22 protein-coding genes and 2 tRNA genes are annotated in these 25,460 nt (G+C 69.3%); 12 read left to right on the forward strand and 12 right to left on the reverse strand.

From position 1 onward, the window contains the following. Window positions 1-320: 320 nt before the first annotated feature. From BLR49_RS04355 to BLR49_RS04385, 7 genes are all read right to left on the reverse strand, one after another. Entirely contained in the window at window positions 321-1,334 is a 1,014-nt protein-coding gene (locus tag BLR49_RS04355) for a LacI family DNA-binding transcriptional regulator (RefSeq protein ID WP_092534022.1), read from the reverse strand. 19 nt (window positions 1,335-1,353) lie between these two features. Beyond that, entirely contained in the window at window positions 1,354-2,790 is a 1,437-nt protein-coding gene (locus tag BLR49_RS04360) for a GH1 family beta-glucosidase (protein WP_092534025.1), read from the reverse strand. Then, the gene (locus BLR49_RS04365; protein WP_218121304.1) at window positions 2,787-3,719 is read right to left on the reverse strand and encodes a carbohydrate ABC transporter permease; all 933 of its coding nucleotides are present in this window, start codon (window positions 3,717-3,719) and stop codon (window positions 2,787-2,789) included. Before BLR49_RS04365 ends, BLR49_RS04360 begins: the two co-directional genes overlap by 4 nt. Then, the gene (locus BLR49_RS04370) at window positions 3,716-4,720 is read right to left on the reverse strand and encodes a carbohydrate ABC transporter permease (RefSeq protein WP_218121305.1); all 1,005 of its coding nucleotides are present in this window, start codon (window positions 4,718-4,720) and stop codon (window positions 3,716-3,718) included. Before BLR49_RS04370 ends, BLR49_RS04365 begins: the two co-directional genes overlap by 4 nt. A 189-nt stretch (window positions 4,721-4,909) precedes the next feature. Then, a complete protein-coding gene (locus tag BLR49_RS04375) occupies window positions 4,910-6,196 on the reverse strand; it encodes an ABC transporter substrate-binding protein (RefSeq protein ID WP_245690441.1) in 1,287 nt (428 codons plus the stop codon). A gap of 618 nt (window positions 6,197-6,814) precedes the next feature. Next, window positions 6,815-7,897, reverse strand: a complete 1,083-nt coding sequence (locus BLR49_RS04380) for a permease prefix domain 1-containing protein (RefSeq protein ID WP_176765777.1) — start codon at window positions 7,895-7,897, stop codon at window positions 6,815-6,817. Between the two features lie 104 nt (window positions 7,898-8,001). Further along, window positions 8,002-8,355 carry a PadR family transcriptional regulator gene (locus tag BLR49_RS04385; protein WP_092534030.1) on the reverse strand — a complete coding sequence of 118 codons (354 nt, stop codon included), beginning with the start codon at window positions 8,353-8,355 and terminating at the stop codon, window positions 8,002-8,004. Between the two features lie 316 nt (window positions 8,356-8,671). Here BLR49_RS04385 and BLR49_RS04390 point away from each other — a divergent pair, with 316 nt between their 5' ends. The 7 genes from BLR49_RS04390 (at window position 8,672) to BLR49_RS04420 (ending at window position 15,053) form a co-directional block, all read left to right on the forward strand. Continuing rightward, window positions 8,672-9,619 (forward strand): arginase family protein, encoded by a 948-nt coding sequence (locus BLR49_RS04390; protein ID WP_092534033.1) that lies wholly within the window; start codon window positions 8,672-8,674, stop codon window positions 9,617-9,619. Between the two features lie 113 nt (window positions 9,620-9,732). After that, window positions 9,733-11,319, forward strand: coding sequence for a mechanosensitive ion channel family protein (locus tag BLR49_RS04395; protein ID WP_092534034.1), 1,587 nt, complete (start codon window positions 9,733-9,735; stop codon window positions 11,317-11,319). Window positions 11,320-11,558: 239 nt separating this feature from the next. After that, window positions 11,559-12,047: a peptide-methionine (R)-S-oxide reductase MsrB gene (gene msrB / locus BLR49_RS04400; protein WP_092534037.1), complete on the forward strand. Its 489-nt coding sequence runs from the start codon at window positions 11,559-11,561 to the stop codon at window positions 12,045-12,047. 1 nt (window position 12,048) lies between these two features. After that, window positions 12,049-13,053, forward strand: coding sequence for an endonuclease/exonuclease/phosphatase family protein (locus BLR49_RS04405; RefSeq protein WP_092534039.1), 1,005 nt, complete (start codon window positions 12,049-12,051; stop codon window positions 13,051-13,053). A 9-nt stretch (window positions 13,054-13,062) separates the two neighbouring features. After that, window positions 13,063-14,100, forward strand: a complete 1,038-nt coding sequence (locus tag BLR49_RS04410; protein WP_092534043.1) for an AEC family transporter — start codon at window positions 13,063-13,065, stop codon at window positions 14,098-14,100. A 290-nt stretch (window positions 14,101-14,390) separates the two neighbouring features. After that, a complete protein-coding gene (locus tag BLR49_RS04415; RefSeq protein WP_092534046.1) occupies window positions 14,391-14,648 on the forward strand; it encodes a GlsB/YeaQ/YmgE family stress response membrane protein in 258 nt (85 codons plus the stop codon). Window positions 14,649-14,846: 198 nt separating this feature from the next. Further along, window positions 14,847-15,053: a hypothetical protein gene (locus BLR49_RS04420; protein ID WP_092534049.1), complete on the forward strand. Its 207-nt coding sequence runs from the start codon at window positions 14,847-14,849 to the stop codon at window positions 15,051-15,053. A gap of 53 nt (window positions 15,054-15,106) precedes the next feature. On the opposite strand, the gene BLR49_RS04425 is transcribed toward BLR49_RS04420, so the two are convergent. Beyond that, a tRNA-Lys gene (locus BLR49_RS04425) sits at window positions 15,107-15,183 on the reverse strand. Window positions 15,184-15,421: 238 nt separating this feature from the next. On the opposite strand from BLR49_RS04425, the gene BLR49_RS04430 reads away from it, so the two are divergent. The 3 genes from BLR49_RS04430 (at window position 15,422) to BLR49_RS04440 (ending at window position 19,928) form a co-directional block, all read left to right on the forward strand. Next, entirely contained in the window at window positions 15,422-16,111 is a 690-nt protein-coding gene (locus tag BLR49_RS04430) for a hypothetical protein (RefSeq protein ID WP_092534052.1), read from the forward strand. Window positions 16,112-16,273: 162 nt separating this feature from the next. Beyond that, window positions 16,274-18,889 carry an RNA degradosome polyphosphate kinase gene (locus BLR49_RS04435; protein WP_092534055.1) on the forward strand — a complete coding sequence of 872 codons (2,616 nt, stop codon included), beginning with the start codon at window positions 16,274-16,276 and terminating at the stop codon, window positions 18,887-18,889. 19 nt (window positions 18,890-18,908) lie between these two features. Further along, window positions 18,909-19,928 (forward strand): NUDIX hydrolase, encoded by a 1,020-nt coding sequence (locus BLR49_RS04440; RefSeq protein WP_092534058.1) that lies wholly within the window; start codon window positions 18,909-18,911, stop codon window positions 19,926-19,928. Between the two features lie 459 nt (window positions 19,929-20,387). Here the strand turns inward: BLR49_RS04440 and BLR49_RS04445 are convergent. The 3 genes from BLR49_RS04445 to BLR49_RS04455 all read right to left on the reverse strand — a co-directional run bounded on the left by BLR49_RS04445 (window position 20,388) and on the right by BLR49_RS04455 (window position 23,771). Beyond that, window positions 20,388-20,461: transfer RNA gene (locus BLR49_RS04445), tRNA-Pro, on the reverse strand. Window positions 20,462-20,581: 120 nt separating this feature from the next. Further along, window positions 20,582-21,538 (reverse strand): metallophosphoesterase, encoded by a 957-nt coding sequence (locus BLR49_RS04450; protein WP_245690443.1) that lies wholly within the window; start codon window positions 21,536-21,538, stop codon window positions 20,582-20,584. A 1-nt stretch (window position 21,539) separates the two neighbouring features. Further along, entirely contained in the window at window positions 21,540-23,771 is a 2,232-nt protein-coding gene (locus BLR49_RS04455; RefSeq protein ID WP_092534061.1) for a transglycosylase domain-containing protein, read from the reverse strand. 192 nt (window positions 23,772-23,963) lie between these two features. On the opposite strand from BLR49_RS04455, the gene BLR49_RS04460 reads away from it, so the two are divergent. Both BLR49_RS04460 and sp36 read left to right on the forward strand, forming a co-directional pair. Further along, complete coding sequence (locus BLR49_RS04460) at window positions 23,964-24,287, forward strand: WhiB family transcriptional regulator (RefSeq protein WP_092534064.1); 324 nt, start codon at window positions 23,964-23,966, stop codon at window positions 24,285-24,287. A 108-nt stretch (window positions 24,288-24,395) separates the two neighbouring features. Next, on the forward strand, window positions 24,396-24,584 hold the full coding sequence (gene sp36, locus BLR49_RS04465; protein WP_092534067.1) for a Sp36 family protein: 189 nt from the start codon (window positions 24,396-24,398) through the stop codon (window positions 24,582-24,584). Window positions 24,585-24,704: 120 nt separating this feature from the next. Here sp36 and BLR49_RS04470 read toward each other — a convergent pair whose 3' ends face one another. Then, window positions 24,705-25,382: a Crp/Fnr family transcriptional regulator gene (locus tag BLR49_RS04470; protein ID WP_092534071.1), complete on the reverse strand. Its 678-nt coding sequence runs from the start codon at window positions 25,380-25,382 to the stop codon at window positions 24,705-24,707. Window positions 25,383-25,460 lie beyond the last annotated feature (78 nt).

A 25,460-nucleotide genomic window follows, 5' to 3' on the forward strand; every position in this document is an offset into this window, starting at 1 on the left:
CCTGGGATTCTACACGCCCTCGCGAGCGCTGCCATGGGAACCGCCGCCCCGGTTGATCCGAGCTGACAGGCGACAGGGAGAAATCCCCGCCATACCGGGGATTCGAGCGGTCCCCAGGGAATCGGTCGGCACCGGAGCGCTCGCAAGTCGCTCGCGCCTTCAGCGTCGGCAACGTTGCGCCCCGATTGACGAAGGCGGAACGGTAGTTCACGGCGTCGCCCAGATCCACGGCACCCATGGTACTCGCGTCAACGCCACAGCGACCGGCCTCGGCGGAGTCAGGCACGGGGTGAACCGCCCGTCCCCGCCGTCAGCGGTTCTCAGCAGGACTGCCGCACCAACAGGCGGGCCGGAACCAGCACCGGCTGCCCGTCCCAGGTCTCGTCCAGGATGGCGCGCAGCATGTCGGTGGCGGCGCGTCCCAGGATATCGGTGGGGTTGTCGACCGACGTCAGCGGCGGATTGGCCGCAGCCGCCTCGGGGCCGTTATCGCAGGAGACGAGTCTGACGTCGTCGGGCACACGCAGACCCCGGTCGCGCCAGGCCTCCAGCGCCGCCAGGGCCATCAGGTCGGAGGAGGCGAACACGCCGTCGATCTCGCCCGACTCGATCCGAGGCGCCAGCGCCTCGCCGGCCGCGCGGCCCGACTCGGCGGTGAAGGCTCCCTCCAGCAGGACCGGATCGATCCCCACGCGCCCCAGCACCTCACGGAATCCCCTGAGCCGGTCGTGGGCGGCGACCATGTCCAGCGATCCGGTGATGATCGCCGGGCGACGTGCCCCGCATTCCAGCAGGCGCTCGGCGGCGAGCCTGCCGGCGGAGACGTTGTCCAGGTCCACCCACGAGTTGGGCGAGGCCTGGGCGACGGGGCGGCCGATGAACACCACCGGTATCTGCACGCTCATAATGGCCTCGACCTGGCCGCTGAAACGGTGGTGGGAGATGACGATCGCGCCGTCGACCGAGCCGTTGCACAGGTACTTAGCCGCGCGGCGGCCGTGACCGGACTGATCGCCGAACACCATGACCAGTTGGATGTCGGCCTCGTCCAGGTCGCGGGAGATCTCCTGGACCGTCTGGGTCAGGAAAGGGTCGGAGAAGATCATCTGATCCGGCTCCGGAATGACGACGGCGACCGTGCCGGTGCGGCGCGACACCAGGGCCCGGGCGGCCGAGTTGGGGATATAGCCCAGTGAGGCCACCGCCGCCTGCACGGCCTTGGTCTTCTTCGCCGTGACGCCGGTGTCCCCGCGGACCACCCGGGAGGCGGTGGCTCGGGAGACGCCGGCGGCGCGGGCCACGTCTTCAAGCGTGACTCTGTCGGATGGTCGCATACGTGTCTCCGTCCGCTTGTCAGTTCAGCTCGAAGCCGTTGTTGCGCACGACCGTGGAGAACCACTCCGCGGAGGCCTTCGGCATGCGCTCGAGCGTGTCATAGTCGACACGGACGATACCGAAGCGCTTGGTGTATCCCCGGGCCCACTCGAAGTTGTCCATCAGCGACCACACCAGATACCCCTCCACCCGGGCGCCGTCGGCGATCGCGTCATGGACGGCCACGAGGTGGTCGCGGATATAGGCCAGGCGATCAAGGTCCTCCACGTAGCCGCGCTCGTCCGGCTCGTCGCGGAAGGCGGCGCCATTCTCGGTGATGACCAGCGGGATTCCGGTTCCGTCCGGCCCCGCCGTCGAGGTGTACTCCCGCTCCAGCCGCATCAGCAGCTCATACAGGTCACGCGGCTCCACCTGCCAGCCCATGTCCGTAACCGGCAGGTCCTGGGGAACGGCGCGAACATTCTCCGAGCCGACGTTCGCCGAGGGACCCGCTCCCGCCTCCGGTCCCCCGAACCGCAGTCCCGGTTCGGGGCCGGCCAGGGTCTGGCCGTTGTAGAAGTTGACCCCCAGGACGTCGATCGGCTCGGAGACGACCTCCATGTCCCCCTCACGCACCCAGTGGTGGATGTCCGCCCAGGCGGTCATGTCCTCCACGACGTCGGCCGGGTAGGCGCCGCGCAGCATCGCCTCCAGGAACAACCGGTTCTGGGTGCCGTCCACCCGACGGGCGGCGTCGCGGTCGGCGGGACTGCTCGGGTCGGCCGGGTGGACGGGGGAGAAGTTCAGGGTGATGCCCAGCCGCGGACTGCGGCCGACGGCGGCCGCGGCCTCACGCAGGGCGCGCACGGCCAGACCGTGCCCCAGCATCAGGTGATGGACCGCCGCCACGGCCTGGGCCGGCTCGTTGACGGCCGGCGCGTGCTCCGCCCCCGCATAGGACAGGAAGGAGGAGCACCACGGCTCATTCAGCGTGGTCCAGATGTCCACTTTGCCGCCCAGCCGTGCGTAGACGGCCCGGGCGTAGTCGGCGAAGGCCGCGGCGGTGGAGCGGACGGTCCAGCCGCCCTCCTCCTGCAGGGCCTGGGGCAGGTCCCAGTGGTAGAGCGTCAGCCACGGCTCGATTCCGGCTGCGCGCAGGGCGTCCACCAGGTGCTCGTAGAAGTCCAGGCCGCGCTCGTTGAGCGTGCGCCCGTCGGGCATGACCCGCGCCCAGGACACCGAGAAGCGGTAGGTTGGGTAGCCCAGTGACTTGATGAGGGCGACGTCGTCGTCGACGCGGTGGTAGTGGTCGCAGGCCACGTCGATGTTGGAGGCGTCGTCAATGGCCCCGGGGCGGCGGCACAACACGTCCCAGATGGAGTCCCCCTTGCCGTCCTCATGGGCGGCGCCCTCCACCTGTGCCGCGGCCGTGGCCACGCCCCAGCGGAATCCGGGCGGAAAGGTGATCGCGGTCATCCCTTCACAGCTCCTTGCATGATGCCGGAGACCAGCTGGCGCCCGGCGAAGACGAACAGGATCAGCAGCGGCACGGTCGCGACGACCACGCCCGCCATAATCAGCGAGTAGTCCTTGAAGTAGGAGGCCTGCAGCAGCTGCAGCGCAACCGGCAGGGTCGGGTTCTTCGCCCCCAGCACGATGAAGGGCCAGAAGAAGTTGGTCCACGAGCCCACGAAGGTGAATAGCGCCAGCATCGACGCCGCCGGGCGGGCCGCCGGCAGGGCCACCGACCAGAAGGTGCGGAACATGGAGGCGCCGTCCACGCGGGCGGCCTCGATGAGCTCGTACGGCAGGGCGTCTCGGATGTACTGGGTCATCCAGAACACGCCGAAGGCGGAGACCATGGCCGGAACAATGACGGCGATCAGCTCGCCGGTCCATCCGAGCTTGGCCATCACGATGAACAGCGGGACCACGCCCAGCTGTGCGGGCACGGCCATGGTGGCGATGACGAAGGTGAGCAGGCCGTCGCGCCCGCGGAAGCGGAGCTTGGAGAAGGCATAGCCGGCCAGCGTGGAGAAGAAGACCACCGACAGCGAGACGACCCCGGAGACGATCAGGGAGTTGAAGAAGGCGCCCCACAGGTCGATGCCGGAGTTGATGACCCGGGTGATGTTGTCGACCAGCTCGCTCTTGGGGATCAGCGAGGGGATCGGGTGCTTGGCGATCTCGGCGGCGTTGGAGGTGGCCAGCAGGAACGCGAAGTACAGCGGGTAGGCGCTGATCAGGACGGCGGCGATGAGGAAGAGGTAGCCCACCGGTCCCGGACGGCGGTCGGGACCGAAGCCGCGGTGCGCGCCCTTGGCTCGACGGCGGGCGGCGGCGCGTGCGGCCCGCTTGCCGGCGGTCTGCTCGATCATCGCCAGCGACGGCTCGTTGCGGCTCATGACAGGGCTCCTTCCGTGGTGTGGACGGCGGTGGCGCGGTTGGCGGTGGCGCGGGCTCGTCCGCGGCGTCGCCGTCGTGTGTCTCGGGCCGGCTCGGTGCCGGAGGAGGAGATGCGCCGGGTGAGCAGGAAGCTGAGGGATGCGAACAGCAGAATGATCAGGAACAGGATCCAGGCGACCGCTGAGGCCCGGCCGAAGCTCTTCTGCGGCCCCCAGCCCAGCTGGTACAGGTACATCGTCAGGGTCAGCCACTGGTTGTCGGCGCCGCCGTTGCCCATGGTGTCGAACATGCGCGGCTCGTCGAAGATCTGCAGGCCGCCGATGGTGGAGTTGATGACCACGAACATGATGGTCGAGCGCAGCTGGGGGATGGTCACCGACCAGAACTGCCGCATGCGGCCCGCGCCGTCCACCGTGGCGGCCTCATACAGCTCCCGGGGAATGGCCTGCATGGCCGCCAGGATGATGAGCGCGTTGTAACCGGTCCACCGGAAGTTGACCATGTTCGCGATCGCGATGTGGGACCAGAACGCCGAGGAGTGCCAGCCGATCGGCCCGAGTCCGACGTGACCGAGGATGGCGTTGACCATGCCGGACTGGTCGGCGAAGAGCTTGGAGAAGATGATTGAGACGGCCACCGGGGCGACCACGTACGGCAGCAGCACGCCCATGCGCCAGAAGGTCTTGGCCCGCAGGTTGGTGTCGAGCACGTAGGCGATCAGGATCGCCAGCATGATCTGGGGGACGCTGGAGAGCAGGAAGATCGAGAAGGTGTTGCGCAGAGCGATCCAGAAGTTGGGCTGCTGCAGCACAGTGACGTAGTTGTCCATCCCGTTGAAGCCCTGGTCGCCGCCGATCAGGTGCCACTTGTGGAAGGAGACCCACGCCGTGTACAGCAGCGGATACAGGCCGGTGATGGCGAAGACGATGAAGAACGGGGCGATGTACAGGTAGGGGGAGAGTATGAAGTCGAGCCGCCCCAGTTTGTCGCGTCGGGACATCGAGCCGCGCCGTTGCGATCGCGTCGGCGGGTTGGGCGAGGGCTTATGGGCTGTCCTCACGGGGGTTGCTGCTGACGTCATTGCCGGTCCTTTCCGGTCAGCGGTAGGGAAACGGCCGTGGCGCGTCCCGGCGCACGGTGGCGTGCGGAACCGGGCCGCGCCACGACCGTCAAAGGTTGTGAGCGGGTGCTACTCGAGCCCGAGCTGGTCGAACTCGCTCAGTGCCTTGTTCCAGGAGGAGTCGGCGTCGTCGGTCTTGTCGACGTCCACGCGGGTGAGCGCGTCGGTGACGACGGTAGTGATGGCGAAGAAGTTCGTGCCCTTGTACGGGGAGATCTCGATCTTCTTGGACATGTCGGAGTAGATCTGGCCGATCGGAGCGTTGTTGAAGAACTCGTTGGTGTACTCCAGCAGGGCCGGGTCGTCCAGAGCCTCCAACTGGGAGGGGAAGTTGCCCTTGGTCTGGAAGGCCTTGATCTGCTGCTCGGGGGCGGTCAGCCACTCGGCCAGGGCCTGTGCCTCGGCCTGGTGCTCACCCTGGGTGGGCACGGTCAGGTAGGAGCCGCCCCAGTTGCCGCCTCCGCCGGGGAAGACCGGAGCCACGTCCCAGCCCTCGACGCCCGCGGCATTGCCCTCGACGACGCCGAGCATCCACGGCGGGCACAGCATGGTGGCGAAGCCGTCGTTCTGGAATGCGTTGACCCAGTCCTCGCTCCACTGCGACAGGCCAGCCGACAGGCCGGCCTCGGACTGGTCGAGGATGGTGTTGTAGGTGTTGTGAATCGTGTCGTTGGACTCCAGGGGCATGACGGAGTCGTCGTCGTTCTCGAAGGGGTTCTCGATCTGGTTGATCATGCCCTGGTAGGTGCCGGCGGCGCTGTCGTACCACGGGATGCCGGTGGCGTCGACGAACTGCTTGCCGACCTTGAAGTAGTTGTCCCAGTCGCCGTCCAGGAGCTTGGCGACCTCCTCGCGGTCGGCGGGCAGGCCCGCCTGCTCGAACAGGTCGGCGCGGTAGCACACGGCCTCGGGGCCGGCGTCGGTGCCGTAGCCAATGAGCCTGCCGTCGGCGGTGGTGGCCGGGTCGGTCTTGAAGTCCGGCCAGCGGTCGGTGACCGCGTCGGAGGACAGGTCGACGAACTGGTCTGCGTACTGCATCAGCTCGGGCAGCCAGTCCATCTCGATGGCTTCAACATCCGCCAGGCCTGAGCCTGCGGCCAGGCGGGTGTTCATGTTGTCGCGGGCCTCGTTGGAGGTGGCCGCCTTCTTCTCGACGACCTTGATGTCCGGGTTCAGCTCCATGTACTCGTCGAGGAGGTTGTCGTAGCCGAACTCGTTGAAGGTGGCGACGGTGAGGGTGATCTTGCCGTCCGCGTCCTTGCCGGAGGACTCGGAGCCTCCTGAGCCGCAGCCGGCGAGGGCTAGCGCGCCGACGGCGAGGACGCTGAGGCCGGCCATGGCCTGTTTCTTGAACACGATGACTCCTTATGTGATGGGATGCATGACGCACCTGTGCGCCGCGGTGTTCGTGAGAGCGCTCTCGGTGTGGCCAGCGTTGGATGAGAGCGCTCTCAAGGGGTGTATGAATCATGACATACTTTCGGGGCTGCGTCCACTTTCGGGGATTGGGTGGGCCGTCGTCGGGTGCCGTCCGGCGATGCAGGCGAGACTGATTGGTCTCGAGGTTCCGGCGCCGCCGGGTCGAGTCGCGCGCCCGGTCGGGGAGGGGCGCCGCCGGGGTCGCCGGGGCCCGCTATGCCGGCTCTTCGTGTTTGTGGGTGTCGTGGTATGGCGGGTGGTGGCTGGCGTGCGCGTCCCGGCGGGCGCGGGCCCGCCCCCGCCGGCGAAGTCGTCTGCTACGCCTGTTCGGGGTCTACTACGCCACTTCTCCGTCTGCTGAAGGCCTCCGAGGTATACGGCAGACCGCGCCCTGCACAACACCCCATCGCCAGGTCGTGCCCGAGCCCAACCAGAGCACCCCACCGGCCGCGCCCTCGAATACGAAGCACCGGATTGAACCGCCTAGGGTCCCTGCGGGTGGAGGGATTGGGGCCTGGGGCGGCGACGGCCGTCTCGGTAGCTAGTCTGGACGGATCAGCGGTTGCGCCAGGACCGCAGGCCCGCCTCGCCGGCGGCGATCGCTCCGAACAGAACGCCCGCGATCGGCCAGATCATCCAGGTGATACCCCAGTCGGAGGAGATAAACGACCAGGCCAGGTAGATGGCTACGCAACTGATCCAGTACGGACCGGCGATCGCCTCGGTGAACGGGTTCTCCGCGGCGCTGCGCCAGGTGGGTGCGGCGTCGGCGGGGCGTCCCTCCTCGGTAACGGTCGTGTGCGTCATGGACGCCCAGGTGGTCGGCAGGAAGATCCGCAACCCGAGCGCCACTATGAGCAGGGCGATGGTCATTCCCAGCAATTGCTCGCCGCCATTGTGGTCCTGGAACAGAATGCCGGCGCCGACTACCGGGATGGGCGCCAAGATCCACAGGGCGACGGCGATGGCCAGTGCGCGCGAACGCGTTGCCTCGTGCTCCAGTCGCAGTCGCGCCGCCCAGGCGGAGACGACTGGGTCGCGCGTGAACTTGCCGTCCGTGAGGTGGGTCAGGCCCATGAACGCCCGGTGGCGGCGGATGAGCAGAGTCACGGCCAGGGCCACCACCACCAGGGCAAGGGGAAGGCCCGCCGCTGTCGCTTGGTCCTCGTTCAGGGGGATGAGCCCCAGCCCGTCGTCGGATTGCGACAGGCTGAGACTCAGAAACAGCGGTGCCGCCGCCAGCACGCACAGGGCCACGCCGATGCCGAGCTGGGCGCCGGTCGTGCGGCGCGCCTCGGCCAGTGCCTGAGCCTCCGGCAGGGTGATGACGGGGTATTCCGACGGCATCGCATCCGGCGTGGGCGGGGCTGCGGCGGGCGCACTGGCGGGGGCCGCATCCTTCGGGGTAGCGGCGTCGCGAATGTCTGAAAGGATGCCAAGTACGGGGGCCAGCTCCTCCAGATTGCCGAAGTCGGTGATCACCTGGCCGACCGCCTCGTTGTGCGACTTGCCGGAGGCAACGGCGTCGGCGTAGGCGTCCTCCATCATGGCGTGCAGCTCCCGCTTGGCGTCCAGCAGGCGCGGGGTGGCGGGGTAGGGGGCGAACATGGCTTCGAGGAAGGCGTCGATGGTGTCCATCAGGTTTCCTTGTGTGTCTGGGATCCGTCCGGGCGGGTGTCCAGGCGGGTCTGCTGTGGGTGGGTCGTCTTGCGTGACATCTGTCTGGGCGGGTGGCCCTGCGGTCAGGGCTGCACGGGAGTGTCTGGGCTGGGAGTGCGCTGCGCGAAACGGTCGACGAGGGTCTTGGTGTCCTCCCACTCGGTGAGCTTGTCATTCATGCGCGCGGCGCCGGCCTCGGTCAGGCGGTAATAGGTGCGGGGCTTGCCCGACTCGCTGGTGTCTGCGAAGGAGGAGACCAGGCCCATCGACTCCAGGCGCTTGAGCGCCGAGTACAACGTGGTCTGCTTGATCGCGTATTGCCCCTGCGCCACCTCGGCGATGGTCTTGGCCAGCTCGTAGGCATAAGAGGGACGGTCGTGCAGCAGTGCGAGCACGATCAGGTCGATGTAGCCGCGGATGGCGTCGGCGCTAATCATGGCGGCATTCCTTGTTTCCCGGCCCCTGGGGCGGCGCGCCGATCGCGACTGGATTCATACGTACAACGTACTACGGCAGACATAGTATGTCTAGCGTGTTAAGCCCTGTGCTTGGATCATGTCCCCCGGTGGACCCCGTGTCTCCCGTTGGACCTGGCATCTCCCGTTGGACCTGGCATCTCCCGTTGGACCGCCTGGGATGCACGCCCAGGCGGTCCAGGTGGGCGCAGGCGGTCCAGGTGGGCGCAGGCGGTCCAACCGCGTGCGCGTCAGAAGAAACCTGGCCCGCGACCCCGGCCGTCATTACGGTGAAGACATGAATGCGGCGCAACCCGTCCCCGGATTCCTCCCCTCCTACCCGCCTAGCGACGATCCCGCCACGCTACGGCTGATCTGGCCCCAGTGGCAGGGCGCCGGCTATGCCAACGCCGGCGCGCTCGTCCCGGAACTTCCGACTCCGGTCGCCCGCCGCGGCTACATGGCCGGTGCCCGCGCCCTGGCCGCCTTGCTCCCGCCCGCCTCCGGGCCCACCGCGACGGTTCCCGTCGATCTGACCGAACTCGCCGGCCCGGACGGCCCCGAGGGCTCCGCCGGCGGCATTGAGTCGCGCAGTGCCGTGCTCGCCGGGATTGACGCCGCCCTGCGCACCATCGACGCCCACCCCGGCATCGAGCGCGTCCTCACCATCGGCGGTGACTGCTCCGTCTCCGTCGCTCCCTTCGCCTGGCTCGCCAACAAGTACGGGGAGGACCTCGCCGTCGTCTGGATCGACTCCCACCCCGACGTCGACACCCCCGACACCGCCTACAACGGCTACCACGCCATGGCCGTAACCGCCCTGGCCGGCCGGGGCGACGCCGAGGTCCTGTCGCATCTGCCCGCTCACATCGACCCCTCCCGCATCGCCTGGGCCGGCCTGCATGAGTGGGAGCCCGACTGCGACGAGCACGTGTCGGGCTGGGGCATTACCGCCTTCTCCCCGGAGGATCTGCGCGCCGACAGCCGCGTCCTCACCGAGTGGCTCCGCGCCACCGGGGCCTCTCGTGTGGCCATCCACTTCGACGTCGACACGATCGATGCCGATGAGGTCGCCCTCGGTCTCGGGCGAGTGCCCGGCGGACTCACCAGTGCCCAGGTGCACCGCCTCATCGCCGATCTGGGCCAGGCGGCCGACGTCGTCGGGCTGACGGTGGCGGAGTTCCTCCCCCGGGAGCTCCTCGCCCTGGGCGCCGTCCTGGCGGGGCTGCCGCTGGTCACCGGCTGATGGGGCGCGGACGGCCGCGCCGCCCGGGTGACATGACGCTCAGTGATGTGAATGACGGCGAGACCGGAGTCGCACACAGCCGAAGCACAGCACCGGGCTCTACTCTTGAGCACATGGCCTTCGCACCCGCGGCATCAGCTGCATCTCTCCGCGTCCTCGCCGCCCTCGCCGCCGTTGTGAGCGCGGATTCCCCTACAGACTCGGCCACCGACGGCGCCGCAGATGCGGCCGAGGCGGTCGTGGAGGCCACCGCGGACGTGTTCGCACTGGCCTGGCGGGCCGGGCTCGGCGCGGTCATCGGCATCGCGCTGGTGTTCATCTTCGTGGTCGCGCTGCGCACCATGGGGAGACGCCGGGTGATGTACGCCGAACTGATCCGCTTCTGCCGCACCCCCATGTACGTCCTGGCGGCCCTGACCGGCGCCTTCATCGGCGGGCAGATCGTCTTCTTCGACCTGTCGCGGCCGCAGTGGGCGCAGTTCGTACTCCACGCCCTGCTGATCGGCATGATCCTGTCAGCCACCTGGGTGGTGGTGGGGGTGGCCAAGGCCGTGGAGTCCTCCATTGTGATCGGCGTGCGCTCCCGGGGCGACATTGGCCGCACCAAGCGCATCACCACGCAGGCGCAGGTGCTGCGGCGCGTGGCCGAGGTCATCATCGTGATCTGCGGGCTCGTCGGCGCCGCCATGACCTTCCCCTCGGCGCGCGTGGCCATGGCCTCCCTGCTGGCCTCGGCCGGTCTGGTGTCCGTGGTCGCCGGCCTCGCCGCCCAGTCCACCCTGGGCAACCTCTTCGCCGGCATCCAGCTGGCCACCACCGACGCCATCCGCGTGGACGACGTCGTCGTGGTCAACGATGAGCAGGGCTTCATCGAGGAGATCACCCTGACCTACGTGGTGGTGCGCGTGTGGGACGGGCGCCGACTCATCTTCCCCTCCACCTACTTCACCCAGAACCCCTTCGCCAACTGGACGCGGCGCGGCAGCCAGCTCACCGGAACCTTCACCATCGACCTGGACTGGCGCGTGCCCGTGGCCGCCCTGCGCGCCGAGGTGGACCGGATCCTGTCCGGCTCGGCCGTGTGGGACGGCCGTGTGGCCTCCGTGGACGTCACCGACACCTCCGGCTCCACGGTCACTGTGCGGGTGGCCGTCTCCGGCGCGAACAACGCCGATGTGTGGACCCTGCAGTGCCAGTTGCGCGAGGAGCTGGTCGCCTGGCTGCAGCGCGAGGCCCCCTACGCCCTGCCGCGTACCCGCGTCGAGATCGACAACGTCGACGTCACCCACGACCCCACCCCGGAGAAGGTCGCCCGTTTGGCCGAGGAGCTCGTCACCTTGCAGCACCCCGGAGAGGCGGACGTTGCCGCAGGGGAGGCCACGGCCGTGCAGCGCCCCATCGCGGACGACCCGATCGAGGCCGCCCGTCTGCGCGCCGTCGCCAAGGGGCGGGCGAAGCTCCGCCGGGCTCGGCGCGACAAGGTCCGGCGTCGTCGCATCCTGGCACGCGATGCGGCGCAGGACAGCAGCGAAGCCGACGGCAAGGCGACCGGCTCCGCCCGTCGGCAGGCGGACACCGCAGCGGTAACCGGCGTCATTTCCACCCAGGAACAGCAGACATACCTAGACGCCGCCGCGCCCGGCGCCGACAAGCTTGGTCGGGGCAAGTCCTCCACCGATGCCGACGAGACAGGCGACTGATCTTCGCGGGACGCGAGGATGTCCATCGGTGACCATTTTGGGAAACAGCACCTGACCGGCCTCTGACGGGAACGGCTTGATACTGCGGAAAACAGCGAGCGGTGTGGTGGGGCGTTGCGGGCGCCGAGTGCCAAAGTGGGCACCGATGGACACTTTTCCCCGCAGGAAGGTGTAAAGCCGGGGCTCGGCGCAGCCGCGGCGCGCTTGGCGATTGGGCGCACGAGGATCACGATGGAGCCATGAGCACCACCGACCGTCAGGATGCCGCCGCTCCCCGCCTCGATCCCGCCGCCATCGCGCGGACCGACGCCGAGTGGCGGGCCGCCCTCAGCCCGCTCGAATACCACGTCCTGCGCGAGGCCGGCACCGAGCGCCCCTTCACCGGGGAGCTGCTCGACGAGCACCGCGAGGGCATCTACCGCTGCCGCGGCTGCGGGGCGGAGCTGTTCCGCTCCAGCACCAAGTTCGACTCCCACTGCGGCTGGCCCTCCTTCTACGACCCCGCCCGCACCGACGCCGTGGTCCTGTCCACCGACACGTCTCACGGCATGGTGCGCACCGAGGTGCGCTGCGCGGCCTGCAACAGCCACTTGGGCCACGTCTTCGACGACGCCCCCAGCACCCCCACCGGCCAGCGCTACTGCATGAACTCCGTGAGCCTGACCTTCCAGGTGGACGGCGTGGCCACCTCCGGTGGGAGCGATTCGGGTTGCAACCAGGAGGCCTGACATGTTGCGTGTGCTGACCTTCAACCTTCAGCACGGACTGCCTGGCGCAGGCGCGGGTGACGGCACGGCCGCCACCGGCTCGCTGGCAGAGGCCGACATCCGCGACCCCGCCACCGCTCGCGCGGTGCTGACGGCGCTCGCGGAGCAGATCGGTGAGCTGGCGCCCGACGTAGTCGCCCTGCAGGAGGTCGACCTCGGCCAGGCCCGCTCCGGGCGCCTCGACCAGGCCGGGCTCCTGGCGCAGCTGCTGGGATGGCGCCACCACCGCTTCGCCGCCGCCTGGGCCGGACCCGTTGCCGGCCTGCGCCGCCGCCCGCTGCGTCCGGCCCTGACCGGGCCCGCCGACGACGTCCTCGGGCCTGCTCGCGCCCTGCTCGGCCAGGGGCCCGCCGGCTTCGGCAATGCCCTGCTGTCCCGCCACCCCATCGGTGGCTGCCGAGTTTTGCGCCTGGGCCGTGGCCCGGCCAGCTGTGTGCGCCGGGGTGGCAACCCCATCGATCCGCGCTCCTACCGGGTGTTCACCGCGACCGCCCGCAACCTGCTGGCGGTTCGTATCGAACTGCCGGAAGCGACTCTGCCCGGAGCCACCGGCATCAGCCTGGGCGTGACCCATCTGGCCACCCGCGTGGACACGGCGGCAAGACAGCTGGCCGCCGCCTGGGCCGGACTCGCCTCGCTGCCCGGGCCGCACCTGCTGGCCGGCGACCTGAACCTGCCCGCGGAGCGGATCGCCGCCCTCGGTATGGCCCGGATGCTGGGGGATGGTCCCACCTTTCCGGTCGCCCGCCCCAGCAAGCGCATCGACCACTTCCTCACCGATCCGTGGCCCACCGATGTCGATGGCGTCCCCCTGGGCATTGGCGTAGCGGCCGATCCCGAGCCCACCTTCACCGTGCTCGACGGTCGGGGGAGGGCGCCGCTGTTGCACGCCGTCGACTCCGGAACCCGCAGCTTCATCGTCTCCGACCACGCCGGCACCTGGGTCGACCTCGAACCGGTCGTGTGAGGAGGAGCCGTGGCGGATGTGATCGGAGGGCTGGCGGTCTTCGGCGTCGTCATTGCCGTGGGTTGGGCCTTGGTGCGCACCCGGGCCGTGCCCGTGGGGTCGGACACGGTTCTGACCCGCATCTGCTTCTTCGCCGCCACTCCCGCGCTGCTGATCACCACGCTGGCCGCTGCCGACCTCACGGCCGTCACCTCCTTGGGCACCGCCGTCGCGGTGGGCGCCGAACTCGGCGGGCTCGGGACTGCCTGGTGCTGGCAGCGGTACCTCCTGCGCCTGCCGGTGGCCGAGGCGCTGATCGGGGCGCTGGCCTCCAGCTACGTCAATGCCGCCAACCTCGGCATTCCGGTGCTCGTGCTCGTGCTCGGAGAGGCCACCGCCGTGGCCCCGATCCTCCTGCTGCAGCTGCTCGTGTTGACGCCGATCGTCTTCACCATCCTGGACGCCGTGACCCGCCGCGGCAACCCCTCGCGTTTCGCCACCTACACCCTGCCCCTGCGCAACCCGCTCGTACTCGCCGTGCTCGTGGGGGTTCTGGTCAATTTGACCGGTTTTGACCTCGACGGCGTCCTGCGCGGGCATCTCGCGGAAACGCTCGACACCCTGGGGCGGATCGCCGTACCGCTGATGATGCTCTCACTGGGCATGAGCCTGGCGGCCTCCCGGCTGCGGCCGCCGCACCGCATCACCGGCGGTCGTAGGGGCCGGGGCGAGACCGGCGAGGCGGACGGCGCAGACCGTGCGGTTGAGCGGGTCGTCAATGTGCCGCCCGAGCCGGTTCACGACGCAGCCAGCCGCAGGGCGCTGCGCTGGGCGGTGATCTGGAAGCTGCTGATCATGCCCGGTCTGGCTGTGGGGATGGGGCTTGCGGTCGGACTGCGTGGAAGCGCCCTGCTCATGCCGGTGACGACGGCGTCACTGCCGACGGCGCAGAACGTGTTCATGTACGCCTCCCGCTACGGGGTGTCCAAGCCATTGGCCCGCGACGCCGTGCTGATGACGACGGGCGGTTTCGTGCCGGTGGTTCTGCTCGCCGCCGCGGCGCTGTGAGCGAGGCAGAGTGCGGGGCGACGGCGGCCGGCGGCGCCCTGCCGGCCTTCACTGTTCATTAAGCTTCCGGGCGTGATGGTGTGCAATTGCTGAACGTGCCGCCGGAGTGCGGTGGGAATATGGCCAAGAATAAGTGTGCGGGCAGTTGCTATCCAATATCTGGGCGGAATCGGCGGAGCGGCCAAAAAGGCGTGGTGTATGTTGCTTACAGGCGTGGAGGGCGCCGGTGCTCAGTGTGGTGTTTTGCTGCGCCGAGTACAACGTTCAGCACAACCCGAGGGGAAAGCGTCATGGGTGAACTCATTGGAATGATCATCTTCGGCGGCATCATCGGTGCCCTGGCCCGGCTGATCATGAGGGGCGACCAGAACCTGTCGATTCTGTGGACAATCGTTCTGGGTGCCGTCGGCGCCTTCGTCGGCGGCTGGTTGTCGGAGATGATCGGTGTGGCCGACACACCCGGAATCGACTGGATCCGCTGGATCCTCTCGGTCATCGCCGCCATGATCGCCATCTACATCTACCTGGCGGTCGCCCGCAGGAGGTGAGGAGGGCGGGCGTGGTGGGGCGGCCGGTCCGCCACGCCACGCTCCGCGGTGGCGCTTGAAGCATTGGTGGCGGGGTGGTGGGTGCTCGCGCCGGCGAGCGGCTGGCGGAGCCGATCGCTGGCGCTCACGCGGCGTTACCGCGGTGTGCATCAGGCGCTGATTCGGGGATGACGAGAGCTGCATAGGGGAGGGGAAACGATGAAGAAGGCCATTTTGGCGGTTGTGCTCAATGTGGTCGGCGTGCTGCTTGGAGTGTTTTCTCTGATGCTGCTCGAAGGGGCCATTGAGCTGGCCGTCGAGGGTGGTGCCGACGCCGCGGCGGCATTCTTCATGCTTCCGCTCGCAGCAATTCTCGCGGCAGTGTCGCTCGGAATGCTGTGGGGCTGCGGCAGGCTACGGGCTTGATGTGGCGTCGGTTTCGGGAGCCGGTCGGCACCGGCACGGGGTCAGGCGCCTGCTGGTGCCCCCCGTGGGGCTCGAACCCACGACCTTCGGATTAAAAGTCCGCAGCTCTGACCAACTGAGCTAGAGGGGCCCGCCGCCGGTCGGGGCAGAGCCCAGGCGCCGACGACGCCGTCAGCATAGCGGATCGCCGCACAACGGCGCCTGGCGCACCGTCCTCGCCGGGCGGTACTGGACCCGGCTCCCGGGTGCGCGACAATGGGGAGGGACAGCTGCAGCACCCGCCGTCGGCCCACTCGCCGTGGCTGTCGCCATCGGCACCGCCAAGTGCCCGGGAATCCCGGGCGCCACCTGGATCACTAGGAGTTCCTATGGCCCGCCAGTTCCATCGTCCCGCCCGGCTCGACCCCGAGGCCGCCGAGAACATCGAGGGCGGCGTGGACACCGCCGTCACCTCCGAGCTCGCCCACCGCGCCGCACAGGCCCTGGTCGGCGGCTTCCCGGAGGACGGTCTTGAGACCGACGCCTCCGTCGAACGGATCACCCGTCCGGGTGTCGTCGCCGCCGTCGCCGGCCACGGGGTGGACGCGGTCGCCGAGCTGTGGGCGAACTCGCCCGCCACCACCCTGCCGGGCACGCTCTGGCGGCTGTTCCTCGTGCGCGAATGGATCCGTCGTGACCCGGATCTGGTCGAGCGGCGCTACGCCACCGTCATTGACCTGGCCGCCATCGAGAGCGAGCCCGAGGCGGCCGCCGCCCACGCCCGTCTCGATGCCGCACTGGCCGATGCCCGCCGCGTGCCCTCGCCGGAGCGGGTGCGCGCCGCCCTGGACGGCGTGCTCGCCGGCCGCACCGACGGCTCCGTGCCCGCGCTCGTCCCCGTCCTGACGGCCACCGCGGGCTTCCTGCGGGCGCTGGCCGCCGGCAGCGATCCCACCTGGATCGATGACGACGCCGACGAGCTCGCGCACCGGGTCACCCGCCGCGACTCGGCCCTGTTGGCCACCGCCGATGAGCTCGCAGAAGCGGCCCGGCGGGCGGGCGCCGGCCTCCTGGACTGAGCGGACAGGCGGGCGCGGGTGGATCCGGTGCGGGCCTCGATGCCGGGGCTTGACTCGTGGCGGCGCCGGGTTCGAGTGGGGTGGCTGCCCACGGCCGCGCTCCCATGGTTCCTCGGCGCGGTTCATAGCCCGCTGTGAGCCGGGACGTGGGACGATTCCTCCATGACGACGCCCGACTCCGAAGCCACCCCCTCCACGACCTCCGCGCCTCTGGCCTCCTTCCTCGGTGGCTGGGCCCGTGCGCAGGCCAGACACGCGGCCGCCCCGGGCCCCGCGTCGGTCGTCTCGGAGGAGGGTGACGCCCCGGTGCTCCCCTCTGCTGCCTCGGCCGACGGTACCGGCGCCGGACTGAGTGACCAGGAGATCATTGAGGATCACGTCATTGAGAGCGCCGACCCGCGCGACTTCGCCGACGACGCCGGGCCCCAGTACGAGGACGAGGACTTCGACGAGGACGCCTCGGACCCCGTCGGCGCTGACAACACCGCCGCGACGGCCCCCGTCTCTCCCCCCGACGCCAACGAGCAGACCGGCTTCCTGGACGCCGAGGATCCCGCGCCCCTGCCCGATCCGAAGCCGACCGCCGTCGCCCCTTCCCCCGCGGAGGCCTCCTCCGACACGAACGGGGCCAACGACGCCGCGGCTGCCGCCAACCCGGAGGAGGACCTGCCGCCCCTGGAGTCCTTCACCGATCGTTTCGCCGATCGGGAGCTGACCTGGCTGGACTTCAACCAGCGCGTCCTGGAACAGGCCGAGGACCAGGACCTGCAGCTGCTGGAGCGCGCCTGGTTCACCGCGATCTTCTCCTCCAACCTGGATGAGTTCTACATGGTGCGCGTGGCCGGGCTGATGCGGCGCATCAAGGCCGGCATCACGCCTGTGCGCGCCTCCGGTCTGGACGCGCACCAGGTGGTCGCCGCCATCACCGAGCGCACCAAGGAGCTCATGACCCGCCAGGCGGCCCTGTTCCAGGAGGACATCCGCCCCAAGCTCGCCGAGCACAACATCGAGATCCTCACCTGGGACCAGCTCGAGCCCGAGCAGGCCGAGAAGATCACCCGCTACTTCCGCCACCAGATCTTCCCCGTGCTCACCCCGCTGGCCGTGGATCCCTCGCACCCCTTCCCCTACATCTCCGGGCTGTCCCTCAACCTGGCGGTGCTGCTGCGCAACCCCCGCTCCGGCAAGGAGCACTTCGCCCGGGTCAAGGTGCCGCAGTCGCTGCCCCGCCTGATCACTGTGCCCGGGCGCGAGCTCAACCCCAAGAACAAGCAGGCGGGCACCGCCTTCATCCCGATCGAGATCGTCATCGCCCAGCACCTGGACCACCTCTTCCCGGGCATGGACATCCTCGAGCACCACCTGTTCCGGGTGACCCGCAACGAGAACCTCGAGGTGGAGGAGGACGACGCCGAGAACCTCCTGACCGCCATGGAGAAGGAGCTCGAGCGCCGCCGCTTCGGGGCGAGCGTGCGCCTGGAGGTGGAGGACACCATCAGCTCCTTCGTGCGCCGCTACCTGGTGCGCGCCCTGAACCTGCACGACGACGACGTCTTCGAGCTGCCGGCGCCGCTGGACCTGACCAGCCTCAACGAGCTGCACGACCTGGACATCCCGGAGCTGAAGTACCCGCGGTTCGTGCCTGTGACCGCGGCCGGGCTGGCGCCCCAGGAGTCCAGCACCCCCGGCGATATCTTCGCCGCCATGCGCGAGCACGACGTGCTGCTGCACCACCCCTACGACTCCTTCTCCACCTCCGTGCAGGAGTTCGTCTCCCAGGCGGCGGCCGACCCCAAGGTCCTGGCGATCAAGCAGACCCTCTACCGCACCAGCGGGGACTCTCCGATCGTCGACGCGCTCATCGAGGCGGCCGAGGCCGGCAAGCAGGTGGTGGCGATCGTTGAGATCAAGGCCCGCTTCGACGAGGAGAACAACATCTCCTGGGCCCGCAAGCTCGAGCGCGCCGGTGTGCACGTTGTCTACGGCATGGTGGGGCTCAAGACCCACTGCAAGCTGCTGCTGGTGGTGCGCCAGGAGTCCGACGGGCTGCGCCGCTACTGCCACGTCGGCACCGGCAACTACCACCCCAAGACCGCCCGCGGATACGAGGACCTGGGCCTACTCACCTGCGATCGCGACGTCGCCCAGGACCTGACCGCCCTGTTCAATCAGCTCTCCGGCTACGCCCCGCGCGCCCGCTTCCGCCGCCTGCTGGTGGCCCCGCGCACCGTGCGCGACGGACTCATTGAGCGCATCGAGCGGGAGATCGCCAACAAGCGGGCGGGCAAGCCGGCCTGGATCCGCATCAAGGTCAACTCGATCATCGACGAGGCCTGCATCGACGCCCTGTACCGGGCCAGTCGCGCCGGGGTCGACGTCGACATCGTGGTGCGCGGCATCTGCGGGCTGCGTGCCGGCGTGCCCGGGCTCAGCGAGAACATCCGGGTCCGCTCGATCCTGGGACGGTACCTGGAGCACTCCCGCATCTACGCCTTCTGCAACGACGGCGAGACCGACCTGTTCATCGGTTCGGCGGACCTGATGCACCGCAACCTCGACCGCCGGGTGGAGGCGCTGGTGCGCATCACCGATCCGGTGATGATCGGCCAGCTGGAGTGGCTCGTCACCCACGCGGCCAGCGACGCCGTGTCCTCCTGGTGGCTGGAGCCCGATGGCACCTGGACCCGCCACACCCACGACGCCGAGGGCAACCGGCTCGAGGACATCCAGACGACGCTGATGACCTGGGCGCGCTCGCGGCTGCGGGGCGGCCACTGACGGGCGGGAAGCAACGGATATGGCAGACACATCCAAGGCGAGACCCACCGTTCGCGCCGCGGGCGCCCTGGTGTGGCGCGAGGCGAGCGGGCACCTGGAGGTCCTCCTCGTCCACCGTCCCCGCTACGACGACTGGTCCTTCCCCAAGGGCAAGGTCGAGGCCGGCGAGTCGGTGCGCACCTGTGCGGTGCGCGAGATCGCCGAGGAGACCGGCATCCAGGTGGCTCTGGGACAGCCACTGGACACGGTTCGCTACCGGCTGCCGGACGGCGCCCGCAAGGAGGTGCGCTACTGGGCCGCCCGCGAGCTGACGGGCGACTCGCCGGCCCTGCGCGCCCGCCCCCCGGTCGCCCCGGCAGACGGCGCGGAGATCGACGACGTCGAGTGGGTGCGCTCGAAGAAGGCCCGTGCACTGCTCACCCATCCGGCCGACCGCGACCTGCTGGGCTCCCTGGTGGACCTGTGGGAGGACGGCAAACTGGACACCTGGACCTTCGTGCTGGTGCGCCATGCCCGTGCCGTCAAGCGCTCGGTGTGGAACCGCCCCAAGGAACGGGATGCCGAGACCGACGAGGCGACGCGCCCGCTGACCAAGGATCAGGGGGAGGTGCGCGCCCGGGCACTCGTGCCGGTGCTGGCCGCCTACGGCGTCGCCCACGTGATCACCAGCCCGTGGCGGCGCTGCTATGACACCGTCGCCCCGTACACGCAGGCGGCCGGCCTGGAGCTGGTCGCCGAGCCGGCCCTGACGGAGGCCGCGCACGCCGCCAAGCCGAAGGCCGCCCGCAAGGTGGTCTCCAAGGTGCTGCGGCGCCGGGACGTGCCGGTAGCCGTATGCACCCACCGCCCGGTGCTGCCCACCGTAATGGAGGCCATCTCCGACTACGCTCCCGGCAAGCTCCTGCGCTCCGTCCCGGACCAGGATCCCTGGCTCAAGACCGGGGAGATCATGGTGGTGCACATGGCGCGGCGCCCGCGCGGCAAGATCCGCGCCGTCGCCATTGAGAAGCAGCGCCCGATGCTGTCAGAGGGGCGCTGAGGCCGGTGCCGCCGAAACCGGCCAATGGCGCGTAGGGATCGGGGCTGGAGGACGTCGGGCCGGAGAGCGCCAGTCGGCGCGATGGCCGCTCGTGGCGGCTTATGTTGGAGCCCGGGGCCCGTCGCGGCCCGACGTCGCTATCAGGGTAGTACAGCGCGGACACCGTCTGGTGCGCGTCCGCCAGCCGCGGACTAAAGGGGGGGACGTGGCGCCTGCCGTCGGCGCTGGCAAACGCGCCGCGAGGCAACCCGGGCTCGTCCCCCGATGATGGGATGACGGTCCGCCCGGGTGAGGTCTGGGACGGGACTGCGGAGACAGCCAGCGCCAGGCGAGGACGCTGGCCGGGAGGGCGTCCCCGGCGGCCGAGGCACGTCCTCGTCGTCGGGGTATTCGGCCTGGCGGCCTGTTGCCCCCTCCTCTGCGAAGGTCTCATGAGCAAGCTCATGGACCTTCTTATCGTCGGGGTGGCGGGATTTGAACCCACGACCTCTTCGTCCCGAACGAAGCGCGCTACCAAACTGCGCCACACCCCGTGTGCGGGATGACTATATCCGTCGTTCCGCCGGTGTGGGAAATCGTGTTCCTGAGGGGTCGGTCACCTGCCGTACGGTGGGAGGCTGAGAGCACAGGTCCCGCGGCCCCTTCCGGCGGCGTCACTCGGCGGGACGCAGTGTCAGCAGCGTGGCCTCCGGGCGGCAGGCGAGGCGCACCGGGGTGTATGGGCTCGTGCCCAGTCCGGCGGACACATGCAGGAACATGGCCTCGGCGTCCCGGCCTCCGGGCTGGGCGTCCGGCCAGCGCGACAGGCCCGAGACACGCCCGCGGTCCAGGTCGCAGTTGGTCACCAGGGCCCCGTACCCGGGCAGGCACAGCTGTCCGCCGTGGGTGTGCCCGGCGAAGGCTATCCCGACGCCGTCGCCCGCCATGGCGTCCAGGACCCGCCGGTAGGGGGCGTGCACCAGGCCGAGCCGCAACGGGCGGCCGGCGAAGTCGCGCACTGCGGCGTCGCCGTCGACCGCCGGGGCGGCCGTGGGGAACTCGTCCCGGTCGACGTGCGGGTCGTCCACCCCCACCAGGTCGATACGGCGCTCGCCGACCATGAGCGCGCCGCGCGCATTGGTCAGGTCGGTCCAGCCGCCGGCGGTCTGCAGCTCGCGGACCTCCTGCCAGGGGAGCGCCTCGATGGCGGCCTCGTGCTCGGGGTCGTCGCCGGAGCGTGGATCCCGGCGCAGGTAGCGGGTGGGCAGCTTGAACACCGTGGTGCGGTAGTCGTGGTCGCCCATCACGAAGGCTCCGGGCAAGTGCACGAAGGGCTCCAGCGCCCGGGCGAGCGGCTCCAGCCCGCTGGCGAAGGAGAGATTGTCACCGGTGTTGACGACGACGTCGGGGCGGGTTCCGACCAGGCTCCGTACCCAGGCCACGCGGGCCTCGGTGCGATCGGTCAGGTGCAGGTCGGCCAGGTGCAGGATCCGCAGCGGTCGCTGGCCGGGGGCCAGGACGGGCACGTCCACGCGGCGCAGTACCGGCATGCGCGCCTCGACCAGGCTATAGCCGAGCAGACCGACGCCGGCGCTCAGGCCGCCGAGCAGGGCGGTGCGGGCGGAGGGCATATCAGTCCTCGTCGTCGGAGTCGTCGTGCTCGTCTTCAGTGTTCTCCTGCTGATCCGGCTGGTTATGGCGGCCACCCGCCGAGGTCTGCCGCGCCTGCGCGGAGTCATCGGAGTTGTTGGAAGAGGACGGTGCACCGGCGCCGAGGCTCACCTGGTTGAAGCCCATCACGGGCTCGTTGGCCAGAGCGGCGTCCATGTAGGTCTTGAACATGGGTGCGGGCAGGTCGGCGCCGTACATGGTGGCGTAGTAGCGCCCGCCGATGTACTGGTGGTTCATCGCGTAGTAGCGGTCGGAGTGGCCGGCCCAGATGGCGGTGGCCAGCTGCGGGGTGTAGCCGACGAACCAGGCGTTGTCCATCTCGTCGGTGGTGCCCGTCTTCCCGGCCACCGGGCGGCCACTCAGGGCGGCCGCCGTGCCGGTGCCCTTGCTGGTCATCACCGACTGGAGCGTGATGGTCACCTGGTCCGCCGCGGTGGCGCTCATGACCTGCTTGCAATTGGCCGACGGCGTGCTCATCTCATTGCCGTCGGCGTCGGTGATCGAGTCGATGGCGACGGGGGTGCAGTACACGCCGTGGGCGGCGAAGGTGGCGTAGGCGTTGGCCATGGCTATTGGGGTGGTCTCGGTGCCGCCGAGCACTACGGAGGGGTTGGGATCGATCGGGTCCCCGTTGGCCTTGGTGACGCCCATATCGGCCGCCAGCTGGGTCACGGAGCACACGTCCATCTGCACCAGCATCTCTGCGTAGCCCACGTTGATCGACAGGGCGGTGTTGTCCACCACCGTGTGCCTGCCGTTCTCGCTGTTGTTCGCATTCTTCGGCGCCCAGGACGCGGGCGCGATGTCGGGCGCGCAGGAGATAGTCCAGTCGGAGAAATAGAAGGTGCGCGGCGTGGTGTTGGTGACCGTGTATCCGGACCGCCCCTCCTGGTACCACTGGGCCAGGGCGAAGGTCTTGAAGGCCGATCCCGGCTGGAAGCCGTTGGACTCCATACCACCGTGCAGGTAGTCCGCCGAGTAGGAGATCTGCGTGGCGGTGGGGTCGGAGCCGGTGGCGTCGCCGTAGTTGGTGTTCTGGGACATGGCCACGATCCGGCCGGTGCCCGGCTCGATCGACACCAGCGCCGTCTTGACGTTCGACGGGTCACCCGTGGGCACGTAGGCCTGCACGGCGGCGTCAGCGGCCGCCTGCTTGGCGGTGTCCAGCGTGGTGGTGATCTCCAGGCCGCCGCGCAGCAGGAGCTGGCGGCGCTCGGCCTCGGTGGCGCCGAAGATGTCCGAGTTCTCGATCTCGCCGACCACGTACTCGCAGAAGTAGGCGGCCGAGCCGGCGGCCCCGCAGCCACCCACGGAGTCGGTTATCTTCAACAGGTCCGCGATCTGGGTGTCCAGTCCGGCCTGGTACTCCTCGGCACTGATGAACTCCTCCTCGTACATCTTCTGCAGTACCCAGTCCATGCGGGACTTCGCCCTCTCCGGGGACTGGACCGGGTCATACATGCCGGGGGCGTTGGTCAGGCCCGCCAGGAGCGCGGCCTCGGGGACCGACAGCTCCTTGGCCGAGTGGGAGAAGTAGTGCTGTGCGGAGGCCTCCACGCCGTAGGTAGAGGGACCGAAGGAGGCGATGTTGAGGTAGCCCTCGAGGATCTGCTGCTTGGAGTACTTCTGCTCGACGGTGAGCGCGTACTTGATCTCGCGAAGCTTGCGGGCCACCGTCGGCGCCTTGGCGGCCGCCACTGCGGCGTCGTCGTCGTTCTGCAGGCCCGCCTCAATGAGGATGTTGCGGACGTACTGCTGAGTGAGGGTGGAGGCGCCCTGGGAGCCGCCTGAGGCGTTGGAGACGATGGCGCGGACGATGCCGGTCGGGTCTACGCCCTTGTGCTGGTAGAAGCGCTGGTCCTCCACCGCCACGATTGCGTTCTGCATGTTGGTGGAGATGTCGTCCAGGGAGACGACGATCCGGTTCTCGGCGTAGAACTGGGTGATCTGGGTGCCGTCGGAGGCCTTGATGACCGAGACCTGGCTGGGTTCGAGGATGTTGAAGTCGTCGGGGAGCTCATCGAACATCTGCGCGGAGGCCTTGGTGATGGCCGAGGCAACCCCAACGGCGGGCATGGCGAAGCCCGCTGCGACCACCCCGCCGGCGGTGGACAGGAGCAGGAAGACCAGCAGCATCGCCACGACCTGGGCGGGGGAGGACAGTGACCTGCCGCGGGAGGAAGACTTCGACATGTGCCCACACTACGGCCAAATGCCCTCCCGGTGCAGTGGGCTACGACGCGATCCGGCTGAAAAACGTCTTGGAGGAGACGGTGGGCATGCTCAGTGAAAGAGACGGATTTGGCAAATGACCATCGGTTGTCATACCGTCTAGGTGTGACGCGGCTGACATTGTAGTTGGCTGTGGTGGCAGGGGAGTGAGAAATGACGAGCGACCAGACCTGGGCGGCCCGCGCGGCATGTGCAAGCGTTCCGCCCGACCGGCTCTTCGGCAAAGGGGCCGAGCAGCGTGATGCCCGTTCACTGTGCTTCACCTGCCCGGTGCGCATGGAGTGCCTGGCCGAGGCGCTGGACTCGGAGCTGAGCTTTGGTGTTTGGGGAGGGCTCACCGAGCGCGAGCGGCGGGCGCTGCTGCGGCGATTCCCCGAGGTCACCGATTGGAGCGAGTGGTTGCGCCGCGAGGACGACGAGCTGGTGGCTGAGATCCACGCCCGCCGGGCGCCTCGGATCCTGGCGCGCGTGCGGTGACGGCGTCGTCCGTATGACTCCCGCCGGACGGCGCGCCTGGGGCGGTCTGCGCCGGTAGCCTCTTCGCCAGGCTTTCGGCGAAGGGCGTCGTCCCCATAGGCTCGGGCCATGACTGACGCAAGCAGCAATGCCCCGAGCACCACCAAGTGGGAGTACGCGACCGTTCCCCTGCTCATCCACGCCACCAAGCAGATCCTCGACCAGTGGGGCGCCGACGGGTGGGAACTCGTACAGGTGGTACCCGGCCCGTCCGGCTCGGACAACCTGGTCGCGTACCTGAAGCGCCCGCTGGGCTGAATCACCCAGGGCGGCCACCGCGCACAAACGCCGAAACCGGCACGCCACTGGTGCCGGTTTCGGCGTACTACTCGTGCCCACCCGCCGGGAAGGCGGAGGATGGCAGGAGAGTATCGGGCGTCAGCGGGCGCGGCGGCGAAGGCGGTCGACGTCGAGCAGCGTGACGGCGCGGCCCTCCAGACGGATCCAGCCGCGGGAGACGAACTCGGCCAGCGACTTGTTGACCGTCTCGCGGGAGGCGCCGACCAGCTGGGCGAGCTCCTCCTGGGTGAGGTCGTGCGGGACGTGCACGCCGTCCTCCGTGGACGAGCCGAAGCGGTCCGCGAGGTCGAGCAGGGCCTTGGCGACGCGGCCGGGGACATCGGAGAAGACCAGGTCGGCCAGTGCCGTGTTGGTGCGGCGCAGCCGCTGGGCCAGGGCGCGCAGCATGTCCTTGGCGAGCGTGGGGTGCGTCTCGATGAAGCTCATGAGCTGGGTGTGCTCCAGCGCCAGCAGATCGGTGGGCGCGACCGCCGTCGCCGTGGTGGAGCGCGGGCCCGGGTCGAAGAGGGTCAGCTCGCCGACGACCTCGCCGGGGCCGAGCACCGCCAGCAGGTTCTCGCGGCCATCGGCCGAGGCGTGGCCGAGCTTGATCTTGCCGGAGAGGAGGATGTAGAGGCGGTCGCCCGGGTCGCCCTCGTTGAAGAGGATCTCGCCGCGGCGCAGGGTGGTCTGCGTCATCATGTTGCGCAGCTCCTCCCGCTCCTGAGGAGTCATCCCCTCGAAGAGCGGGATTCTGGAGATAATGCTGTCTTCCACGAAGGTCCTCCTGTGGTGTCGTGCGGCGGGCCCGGGAACGAGCGGGGCCTCTTGCGTCATATCCTAGCCACGGCTTGT

Source organism: Actinomyces ruminicola (genome assembly GCF_900103885.1).
GTDB classification, from domain to species: domain Bacteria; phylum Actinomycetota; class Actinomycetes; order Actinomycetales; family Actinomycetaceae; genus Actinomyces; species Actinomyces ruminicola.